Raw genomic sequence first — 9,395 nt, 5'->3', positions numbered from 1 at the left:
CGATCGTGCTGGCCGGACTGCTCACGCTCGTCGTCCAGCTGTGCTGGTGGCGGCTCGTGGCACGACGGGCCGCGCACGCGGTGCCGCGACAGCGGGTCGCGCGGGCCGCCGATGCCCAGGTCGCCCTCGCCGGCCAGCACCAGGTGGATCCCGTACGACCGGGCGGCGCGGGCCAGCGCGTCCAGCCGGGCCAGCACGTCGGTGGCGAGCCGGTCCCGGTCGCGCAGCAGCAGCGGGAAGTTGTCGATCACGCAGACGATCCGGGGCAGCGGTCGGTGCTGGCGCAGCTCGGCGTACCGCTGGCCGCCGGCCCGCCGGGACGCGTCCTCACGGCGGCGCAGCTCCGCCTCCAACTCGCCGAACAGGTCGGCGACGTACTCCCGGTCGGCGGCCATCCCGGCGGCCCGCACCTGCGGCACCCAGGACCGGTCCCGCTCGGTCTGCAGGAACTCCACGAAGGACTCGCCGTCCCCGAGGTCGGCCAGGTAGAGCGCCAGCTCCTCCGGCCCGTACCGGGAGGCCAGCCCGAACAGCGCGTCGGTGAGGAACGCCGAGCGGCCGGCCTGCGAGCGGCCGCTGACCAGCCAGTGCGGGGTCAGCTCGGTGAAGCCGAGACTGACCGGCCGCCCGGCGGCGTCACCGACCGTGGTGCTCAGCCCGTCGACCGACTCCGCCGTCCACAGCCCGTCGGTGGGCAGCAGGTCGCCCAGGGAGAGCCGGGAACCGTCCTCGATCTGCCGGGCCAACCGGCGGCACACCTCGGCGACCAGGTCCGCCGGCGGGTCCTCGTCCAGGAACACCGGCGAGTGGAGGCCACCCGGCGGTTCGGCGCCCGGGCTGCTGAACCCGCCCGCCGGCGGGTCACCCACCAGCGCGTACGCGGTGCGTACCGCGAGCGGGGTGGCCCGGGGCAGCGGACCGCCGTCGGGCCAGCCGGCGACCACCAGGTGCAACCCGGCCCGCGGCCCCAGGTCGGCCAGCTCGGCGAGCCGGTCCAGGTCGGCGGTGGTCGTGCCGTCGGGCAGGGCGGCCACCACGAGCAGCAGCGTACGGTCGTGCCCGCGCTGCCGGGACGTCCCGGCAGCCACCCACTGCTCCGCCTCGGCCAGCACCGCCCGCAGCCCGGTGAGGTCGGTGGTGGGCGGGGGCAGCAGGCCGGCGTCGGCGAGCGCCGCGTACCCGGCGAAGGTGTCGCCCGGACCGCCGTCGACCGCCCGGGCCAGCAGCGCGCCGGCCGGCGTGGCCGCGAAGAGACGCAGCAGCAGCGCCCGGAGCAGCCCGGCCACCCGGGGGTCCGTGGCGTCGGCGTCGATGCTCAGGTGACCGCTGCCGAGCAGCGGAACCAGCGCGGGGAAGCGGGCGTCGTCCAGCGGCGCGGCGGTGCCGACCCGGACCCGGGCCGGTGGACCGTCACCCGGCGGCGTGGCAGGCGTGAGGGTCTCCAACGCCGCGCCGGCCCACCCGGGCGCCGCCTGCTCGGCCGCCGCCCGCAGGCGTTCGGCCAGCTCGTACTGTCGATGGTGGTCGGCGGGTGCGGGCCGGATCTCGTCCAGGATGCCCGTCGCCGCGGTCGCGGCGGCCTCGGCCCGGCGGTGCAGCGCGGCGGCCCGACCGGCGCGCGCCTTCGGAGTCGCCACCGCGTCCACCTCTCTTCCCGAGGCCGACATCTCCTCCCGAGCAGTGACGGTAACCCAGTCGCGCGCCGTCCACCGGGATGTCGGTCGGCGCGGTGAGCTGCGCGGCGGTGAGCAGCCTCACCCCGCGCCGGTCCGCCCGCCGGTCGGCGTCCGTCCGGCGGTTCGCCACGATCCGCCAGTTCTGAGGCATTGGGTACGCGGCGCGCAGCCGATAGCCTCAGGAGGTGGAATCAGTGCAGCCCCCCGCCGGTTCCCAGGTCTCCCGCGTACCGGCGCAGCGGACCCCGCCGGAGCAGATGGCGCCACCCGCGCCGGCTCCGCTTCCGGTACGCCCCAAGCGTCCGCTGCGCACCGTGCTGATGGTCGTCGCGGGGGTGCTCGCGTTGCTCTGCGCGGGGGGAGCGGTGGTCGGATTCGTGCTCTACGACCGGGCGACCGCCCCGGACCGCAGCGCCCCGGACGTCGCGGTCGACAACTATGTACGGGCCCTCCTGGTAGATCGCAACGACACCAGGGCGCAGGAGTTCACCTGCGGTGGTCGTACCGATCTGGACGGCTTGCGTGCAGTGCGAGACGACCTGGTCGCCAGGGAGAAGCGCTTCAACACAAAAATCTCGGTGAGTTGGGGCCCTCTGAGTAGCCAGCAGTCGGGTAATGAAGCCGTAGTCGAGGTTGAACTCACCATCTCCGCGTCGGTCGATGGGATCACGCAGAGTGATCGGCAGGGCTGGCGGTTCGAGACGAGGCGCGAGGACGGCTGGGGAGTCTGCTCGGCCCAGCGTACCGGCTGAGAGCCTCTACTCCAGCCACAGCAGGTGGACCGGGACCTCCAGGGTGGTCGGTGCCTGGCCGCGCCAGGCCCACCGGTACCACTCCAGCTCCGACGTCACCCGGACGCAGATGTCGCCGTCCGCGCCCGAGTAGGTCTCGGTGACCGCGCGCAGGTCGCGTCGCTCCACGCCGCCGTCGACGTGCACCACGCGCCGCCCGGTCACCGCGTCGGCCTCGAAAACCGGGGTGGGCGGCCGGCGGGTGGGCGCGTCGAGTGAGACCAGCCGGATGCCCGATCCCGCCGCGGCGGCCGGCGTCGGTCGGGTGCCGATCGTCTCCACCCAGACCCGCTCCACCGGCACCAGCGGTGCGAACACCTCCACCTGCTCGGACTCGGCCCGGTACCACTCGTGTTCCGGGATGACCGGCACGTAGGTGCGGCTGCCCTGCACCACCCGTTCGTCCGCCCGCAGGTCGCCACGCCAGCCGAGACCGGGCAGCCCGACGAGCACGCGCCGGCCGCGCAGGTCGGTCCCGCCGGTGGCGGGCGCGATCTCGACCGGCCGGGGCGGCAGCGGCGCCCAGTCGGGGCGGTCCGCGAAGGGGTCGGGAAGCGGGTTGCTCATCGGGGGCGTCTCACTCGGACTTGCCGAGGGGCGCGCCCCGCTTGCGCATGAAGGGCAGCGGGTCCTCGGCGCCGCGGCTGGACCGGTCGCCGCTGTTGTGCACCTCGAAGTGCAGGTGCGGACCCGAGGAGTTGCCGCTGCTGCCGGAGAGCCCGATCACCTCGCCGGCCTCGACCGCCTGCCCCGGCGTCACCCGAGGACGTTCGATCATGTGGCAGTAGCGGGTGATGAAGCCGCCGGCGTGCAGGATGTCCACGAACCATCCGCAGCCGCCCTTGTCCGGCCAGCCGTCCCGGTCGCAGTCGCGCCGGCCCGAGTGGTCCGGATCGCAGCGCGCCACCAGCACCCGGCCCGCCGACGCGGCGTGGATGGGGGTGCGCTTCTCCGCCGCCAGGTCCACCCCGTTGTGGCTCGGGCGGGCGGCGGTGCGGAAGCCGGAGACCACCCCGCCGGGCAGCGGCGCGGTCCATCCGGAGGCCGCGATCCGGGCTCCGGCGGCGGCGTCGCAGACGGCCCTGCCGGCGATCTCCACGGTCCGGGCCGCACCGCCGGCGAGTGCGTCGACGATCCGTCCCGCCAACTCCTCGTGCTTCGCGTAGGCGTCCGGGAACGCGCTCACCTGGACCCGCTGCGCCACCACGGTGAGCGGTCGCTGCTGCCAGTTCGGGACCTTGACCATCTTCTGGTAGAACTTGCGTGCCGTGTAGGAGGGCGTCATCCGCTGCTCGACGCTGCCCCAACCGGGACGCTGCTGGAACAGGCCCAGCGAGTCGTGGTCGGCGCCGACACCCTCGTGCGGCAGTGCCAGCGATGCCGGGACGGTGCTGTTGGCCAGGTTGCGGAGCGCGGACTCCTGCATCGCGGTGGCCAGCGCGATCACCCAGCCACGGGCCGGGACCTTCATGTCCTGACCGACCTTGATGATGACGGCGGCGTTGCGGAGCTGGGCCTCGCCGTACTCGGCGAAGCGCGGCATGTCGCCGGTGAGGTTCACCCGGTAGGCGGGGTCGCAGGTGAGCGCCGCGAGTTTCGGATCGTCCTGGTCACCGCCCAGCTCGGTCAGGAGGAAGGCGCCGGCGCCGCCGACGCAGCAGAGCAGGGCGAGTGCGACGGTGACTGCCGTGGCGAGCACGCCGACCCGCAGCTTGCGGCGGACCCGCGCGGCGACGGCCGGCTCGCCGTTCACGACCGCTCCCAGTCGACCGCGTCCACCAGCCACGGGCCGTCCTCGGCGACCAGTTCGAGCCGAAGCGTGCCGTTGTCCAGCGGGACCAGTGCCTCCACGAACGACTCGGTGCGCGGCCGCAGCGTCGGCGGGCCGGTGGTCCGCCGGGCGGGCACGGTCTCCGGGTCGGCACCTGTCATCTTCTCCACGAGCGCGGGCGTGGAGAGCGGACGCAGCTTCGCCTGCCAGGCGTCGCCTGTGGTGCCGGGACCGGTCAGCCAGGCCGTGGTGAACCGGCCGGCGACCTGCTCCGGGGTGGCTTCGCCCGGCCTGGTCCGTGGGGCGACCGTTGCCGGGGGACTGGACAGCACGCCGTCGTCACCGGCCTCGGGATCCACCGTGCTGATCGGCTGGGTGGGCCGGGTGGTCAGCCCGAGGCCCGGGTCGACCGGCCCGGAGACCAGCCGGGCCGCGCCGATCACGCCGAAGACCAGCACCGCGATCACCAGCGCGATGCCGAGCCGGGACCGGAGGACCCGGGTGACGAGGAACTCCAGCGCCCGTCGCACCTGTCTCACCTAGCCTCGGAGCGGATCCGCGGCGCCGGGCGGGCCGGCGGCGCGGCGCGGTCCGCCGAGTCCGGCCGGTAGACCGCGTAGGAGGGGGCCTCCTCGGGCACGTCCGGCTCGGTCCAGGTGGAGGGGGCGCGACGGGGGCGGGGCGCCGTGGCGGGCCGGTCACCCCGGCGCTCGACCACGGGCGCCTCCTCGGGCCGTTCCCGTCCGTCCGGCCGGTCCCGCTCGACCGAGGTGGCGGCGTGCGCCGGGTCCTCGTGCCGGGCCTCCGGCCGGAGGCGGCGTTGGTCCGCCGTGACGGTGCGACGCCTGCCGAACGCCGGCTCGTTGGTGCCGCCGGGCTCGGCCACGTCCAGCCGGGCGGCGATCCGCATGTCCCGGAAGAAGCGGCGGTGCCACGAGCCGGCCGAACTGACCGCCTCGCTGCTGTCCTTGCCGCCGAGTTGGGTGATCCGCCGGTACGGCCGCAGCAGCAGCCAGCCCACCACGCCGCAGAGCCAGACCAGGACCACCTGGAGCCAGCCGGGCAGCGTGGCGGTGTTCATGATCAGGTCGACCGCGAAGAGGTAGATGGCCGCGCCGGTGCCGAAGATGGCGATGTTGAACACGGCGGCCACCACCGCGTTCGCCAGCCGGCGCAGGCCGGCGCTGGCCGGGCGCATCAGGCCCACCGTGCCCAGGATCGGCGCGGCGATCACCGCCCACCGGAAGATCAGGAAGCCGAGCAGCACGAGCAGCGACGCGGTGAGGTCGAACATGGCGAACAGCAGCGAGGCCAGCACCGCGATGAAGCCGGCGCCGATCCGGTCCATGTCCCGGGTGCCCTGCAGGTACTCGTACGCCTCCGGGTCCTCGGTCTTGATCTGCTGGGCCACCTTGGCCCACTGCTGCTGCTTAGCCTTGATCGTGCCCTCACGGGTCGCCGGGTTCTGGCGGAGCTTCTCCGATTCCTCCCAGGTCAGCGACTTGGCGTCGTAGAGGGCGGGACCGTACTTCTTGGCCGTCTCGCTGTCGGCCGAGCCGAGCACGCCGCGCAGCCAGTTCCGGTAGAGCATCGTCTCGGTGGCGGTGTCGCTGGCCCTCACCGCCGGCGGGCGCTTGTCCACGCAGGCGCTCGGGTTCGGCAGCACGCACTTGTCCGGCGGGATGTCCTTCGACGACGGGCCGACCGCGTCGTGCACCACGCCCAGCGTCGTGATCAGCGTGCTGTCGGCGAGGTTCGCGGACTTGACCGGCCACGCGGCCAGCGCGGTCACGGCCACCATCACCAGCAGCGCCCAGCCGGCGGTGGTCATCGCGTTGCTCATGTCCGACTGGCGGGAGCGCCAGAGCAGGTAGAGGCCGACGACGCAGATGGTGATGATGCCGAAGACGCTGAACACCTTCTGGTAGACGGCCTTCGTGGCCTGCTCGACCAGCGGGTCCGCCCAGCGCCACATGGTCCGCGGGTCCCACGCCCGCTCGCGCAGCGCGTTCGACGCGCCGATGACCGCGTTGGCGAACATGAACTCGCCGTTCGCCACCATCGTGGTGAAGCGGTAGTCGGGATGGAGCACGGACGAGGCGCAGCCGCCGTCCACGTCGTACGTGACGTAGCTGTAGCCGGCGTACCCGTAGTCGCTGTAGAGGCCCTTCGGGCCGGGCTCCTTGGCCGAGTCCGGGCGGGACGCGAACCATCCGGCCAGACCCGAGTCCGGGGCCGCCGGCACCGGCGGCTTGCGGCACTCGATCTGGTCCTCGCTGACGGATTGGAGCCGGTTCACGCAGGCGCGGAAGTCGGCCTGCCACTCCTTGGTGCTGCACAGCTCGGCCCGGGCCTGGGTGGTCGGGCCGGCGGCGTACGCCGGTGTGGCCGCTCCGATCACCGGCCAGGAGATCGTGGCCCCGGCGAGTACGCCGAGCGCGAGGAGGAGCGCCGCGATCCGTGCCCGGGCCCTCGCCATGTCACGCCTCCAGATCAGCCAGGACGGTCGGCAGTTGCCCGGCGGCCTGGGCGACCGTGCCGGGGGTGGTGTCCAGGTGTTCCAGCAGCCCGTCGACGTACGACACGTCCACCCGGACCTTCTGCACGCGGCCGTCGACGTCGCGCATGACGAACTCGCGGAAGCCGAGGCGGGACGCCGAACCGCTGTCGGCCTGGCTGAGCGAGGCGAGTGTCGCCTCGTAGCCGTCGTCCACCGGCACCCGCAGCAGGCGCAGCGCCTCGGAGGCGATCTCGCTGTCCTCGGCGATCCGGCCGACGAAGACGGTGGAGACGAGGTTCTGGACGTCGAGGCCGAGGATGTCCTTCGGGTTCTGCGAGGCGACGAGCGCGGCGAGGTTCCACTTGCGGGAGTCGCGGGCGAGGCGGACCAGGAACGAGCGTCCGGAGCGCCAGCCCTCCATGAAGTGCGCCTCGTCGAGGCCGACCAGCTTGCGGGAGGACATCGAGCCGCCGTAGCAGCGGCGGACCGCCAGCCGGTGCGCGGTGTGCAGCATCGGCAGCGCCAGGGCCTCCTCGGCGGACCAGTATTCCCGCTCGATCTTCAGGTCGGGCAGCCGGAGCCCGGCCATGGTGATGACGGTGAGCGCGGCGTCGGCGCCGAGCAGCCCCTCCGGCGGCCGGCCGAAGAAGAGCATGGCCAGCGGCATCTCGGCGGTGTCGAGCAGCAGGTTGGCCAGTTCGCGGCCGGCGTCGTCGTCGAGCCCCTGGAGGCAGGCGACCACGTCGTCGAGCGTGGACGTCTCCTCGGCCGGGACCTGGCGGACCGCGTGCCGGAACAGGGTGGCCGTGGACGCCTCCCGGGCCACCTGCGGCGGCACCAGCATCATGCAGATGTCCTGCACCAGCATCCGGCGCTCGGCGCGGGCGTTGGAGACCGCGATCTCGAACTCCCGGTCGCCGGCCGCCCCGGCGGCGAACTCGCTGCGCAGCGGTGTGGGGATCAGCGCGTACGGCGCCAGCGTGCCCTGCTCGGAGCCGGTCAGGTTGAGCACCCGCGAGTAGGGCGCCAACTCGGGCATGGCGCAGAGGCGGGCCAGCGGGCCGGACGGGTCGAGCAGGGTCACCTGCACACCACGCCGGGCGGCCAGGTAGCCGAGCGCGCCGAGCAGCGTGGACTTGCCGCCGCCGGGTTCGGCGACGAAGACGGCGAGGCCGGAGCGCTCGCGTACCTCCATCGGGAAGTGCAGGTCGAGGAAGACCGGGCGACGGCAGGTGCCGGCGGTGCGGCCGATCAGGTCGCCGCGTCGGTCGCCGACGGTGGACGCGGCCTGGGGCAGCGCGGCGGCCAGCAGGTTGACCGGCATCCGCCGGACGTAGCCGGTGTTGGCGATCGGCTCGCCGGGGATGAACTCGCGGGCCAGCCAGTCCTGGTTCTTCGGGTGCTGCAGCGAGATCCGCAGTTCCCGCGAGTAGAGCTGGATGAGCCGGCGGGCCCGTTCCAGGCACTCCTCCCGGGTCCGGCCGCCGACCGCGATCCGGTGCCAGCCGTGCGCGCGGGCCGAGTCCACCGGCAGGCCGGTGGTCATCTCGTCGCCGATCACCAGCGCCCGTTTGGCCAGGCGTTCCAGCTCCGGTGGGGCGTCGATGCCGTGCTCGGCGTAGTCGAGCTGCTGGGAGCGGATCATCCGGAGCCGGTGTTCCAGGTTTCGGAAGGAGTCGTTGGGACCGAGGATGTCGACCCGGGTGGAGAGTTCCATCGGCCAGGGCAGCCGCTCGTGGAAGTGCAGCCACGGCTCGTGCCGCTCGGGGATCTCCAGCGGCTCCATCCGGCCGACCGCGAGCACGGCCACGTGCCGTTCCTCGCCGGTCATCCGGTTGACCAGCTTGACCGTCGAGCCGTAGGGCGTGCGGTAGCGCTCCACCTGCTCGGTCAGGGCCAGCAGGTCGCCGCGTTCCCAGCGGCCGTTGGTGATCGGGGAGAGCACGCCGGGCGGCGCCATGCAGAGCGCGACGGACCGGTAGAGCAGCCACTCCAGCTCCGGCGCGGTCACCCGGCGCCCGCGCATGCCGAACGCGCCGAGCACCTCGTCGAACTGCTCGACGGTACGGCCCAACCGGCGTCGCTCGCCGTCGGCGGTGCCCCGGCCGAACGTCCGCAGCAGCCGCTCGGTGAGCGAGTCGCCGAGCGACCGGCGGGCGAAGGTGACGCCCAGGTAGGTCTGACCCTCGGCGTGGTTGACCGCCATCAGGTGCCGCTGGGCGGCGACCAGGTGGTCGGCCCAGCCGGTGGTGCCGGGCACGTCCGGCAGCGGGGCGGCGGTGTGGGTGTCGATGGTGCGTGCCCACTCGTCGGCCGGGAACGGCCGGGTGGTGCGGCGCAGGTGCAGGCGGAACCCGGCCAGTCCGGCGTACTGCTCGGAGATCGCGGAGAGCAGCGCCTCGCGTTCGGCGTCGGGCCGGAACGCCCAGCGGACCTCGGGCAGCCAGTACCAGGCGGTGACCGTGTTGGGGGTGAACGTGAGGTGCCCGGCGATCTCGGTGATGGCCAGCTCGACCGCGGGGTCACGGTCCCCGAACTTGATCTTCGGGGCGCGGACCCGGACCGGCTTGGTGGGCTTGTCGCGGCGGGCGGCGGAACGCTGCCGGGGCGGCGCCACCTCGCGGTGCGCGGGCCGCCCGACCTCCAGATCGGAAGAG

At 73.7% G+C, this 9,395-nt stretch carries 7 protein-coding genes; 1 reads left to right on the top strand and 6 read right to left on the bottom strand.

Going from position 1 to position 9,395, the window contains the following annotated elements; translation table 11 throughout:
- The coding region (locus HUW36_RS18340) for an FtsK/SpoIIIE domain-containing protein (protein WP_281357535.1) at positions 1–1,646 on the bottom strand (1,646 nt) is incomplete at its 3' end.
- Positions 1,647–1,870: 224 nt separating this feature from the next.
- Here HUW36_RS18340 and HUW36_RS18335 point away from each other — a divergent pair.
- Positions 1,871–2,428 carry an Rv0361 family membrane protein gene (locus HUW36_RS18335; RefSeq protein WP_174529292.1) on the top strand — a complete coding sequence of 186 codons (558 nt, stop codon included), beginning with the start codon at positions 1,871–1,873 and terminating at the stop codon, positions 2,426–2,428.
- A 6-nt stretch (positions 2,429–2,434) separates the two neighbouring features.
- Here the strand turns inward: HUW36_RS18335 and HUW36_RS18330 are convergent, their stop codons facing one another.
- The 5 genes from HUW36_RS18330 to HUW36_RS18310 form a co-directional block, all read right to left on the bottom strand.
- Positions 2,435–3,034 (bottom strand): hypothetical protein, encoded by a 600-nt coding sequence (locus HUW36_RS18330; protein WP_174529291.1) that lies wholly within the window; start codon positions 3,032–3,034, stop codon positions 2,435–2,437.
- Between the two features lie 10 nt (positions 3,035–3,044).
- The gene (locus HUW36_RS18325) at positions 3,045–4,220 is read right to left on the bottom strand and encodes a M23 family metallopeptidase (protein ID WP_174529290.1); all 1,176 of its coding nucleotides are present in this window, start codon (positions 4,218–4,220) and stop codon (positions 3,045–3,047) included.
- Entirely contained in the window at positions 4,217–4,777 is a 561-nt protein-coding gene (locus HUW36_RS18320; RefSeq protein WP_174529289.1) for a hypothetical protein, read from the bottom strand. Before HUW36_RS18320 ends, HUW36_RS18325 begins: the two co-directional genes overlap by 4 nt.
- Entirely contained in the window at positions 4,774–6,717 is a 1,944-nt protein-coding gene (locus tag HUW36_RS18315) for an MraY family glycosyltransferase (protein WP_174529288.1), read from the bottom strand. Before HUW36_RS18315 ends, HUW36_RS18320 begins: the two co-directional genes overlap by 4 nt.
- A gap of 1 nt (position 6,718) precedes the next feature.
- A partial coding sequence (locus HUW36_RS18310) for an ATP-binding protein (protein ID WP_174529287.1) occupies positions 6,719–9,395 on the bottom strand: 2,677 nt, incomplete at its 5' end.

The organism is Micromonospora maritima, assembly GCF_902825405.1.
In the GTDB taxonomy this organism is placed as follows: Bacteria; Actinomycetota; Actinomycetes; order Mycobacteriales; family Micromonosporaceae; genus Micromonospora; species Micromonospora maritima.
Note: the sequence above shows the minus strand (reverse complement) of the source record. Positions and strands in the feature narration are given on the sequence as shown.